Origin of the sequence: Leifsonia sp. YAF41 (genome assembly GCF_052113185.1) — a bacterium.
Lineage (GTDB): Bacteria > Actinomycetota > Actinomycetes > Actinomycetales > Microbacteriaceae > Cryobacterium.
Map to the genome: position 1 here is coordinate 1 of NZ_JBFRCS010000024.1, position 587 is coordinate 587.

Genomic DNA, 587 nt, shown 5'->3' on the forward strand with positions numbered 1-587 from the left:
CCGGGGATGATGCAGCCGCCGTCCCGGGCGATGATCGCCTTGCGTTGCCCGTAGGAGAAGAAGCGTTGCTTGAGGTCGAAGGCGACGATTTCACCGGCGTCGTCGGCGAAGACGATCTTCTGCATCCCGCCGGCGCAGACCAGGCGTTGCACGGTGCTGATCGACAGGGGGGCCTCGACGCCGTCGGCCCAACCGACCCCGGTGCCGTCCAGGAGATCTTTCGCGTTCACGTGCACCATCACCAGTGGTGCCGCCCCGCCGAGTTTGGGTGTGCCGGCGTCCCGGGCGGCGGCGTCGAACAGACCGCGGAGGATGTCGGCGCGTTTCTCGCCGCCGGTGCGGGTGTCGAGGGCCTCGAGCTGGTCGGCGCCGGGAATGACCTCCCCGGCGTCGATCCGGTCCTGCTCCTCAGCCTCATGCGTGGCTTGTTCCTCGGCGGTCGGGAACCGGCCGGGCTCCGCCGGAACCGGCTGCGAATGAGCACTCAAGTACGTGTCGAAGATCCCGTTCATCACCCCGCGGAGCTCCGGAGTGACGCCGCCGCGGAGCGGGTAGAGTCCGTCGCGGAATGGGCCGAAGCCGACGGT

1 protein-coding gene is annotated in these 587 nt (G+C 69.2%); it reads right to left on the reverse strand.

Annotated elements, in window-relative coordinates; all coding sequences use genetic code 11:
- Nucleotides 1–587 (reverse strand): DUF222 domain-containing protein (locus tag AB4Y63_RS19140; RefSeq protein WP_441792658.1); only part of this gene is annotated, 587 nt, incomplete at both ends.